Genomic DNA, 276 nt, shown 5'->3' with positions numbered 1-276 from the left:
TCGCCCTGCCCGTCAGCTCAACCCAGACCAGCGCAATCAACGCCGAATTCATCTACCGCGGCAGCTTCATCGAACCCACCGACCGCATCACCCTCCCCACTACCAGCCCGGAAGCAGCGAAAGCGACCGCCGTCGAACACCACATGGAAACCATCAGGACCCAACCGACCGACACCGCACTGCAGCACGGCCGGAAACTCTGGGCCAACATGCTCGACTCCAAAACCTTCCCAAGCGACGACGACTGCCACGCCCTCGTCGCAAACCTGCAATTCC

At 62.0% G+C, this 276-nt stretch carries 1 pseudogene; it reads left to right on the top strand.

What is annotated here, in order from left to right:
• Positions 1 to 276 (top strand): annotated as a pseudogene (locus tag AC5RWA_RS21620) (DUF4192 domain-containing protein); the annotation flags it as partial.

The sequence above is a fragment of the Arthrobacter sp. 210 2 genome (assembly GCF_059093025.1).
The sequence above is the reverse complement of the archived record's forward strand: the minus strand, read 5'-3'. Positions and strand labels throughout refer to the sequence as shown.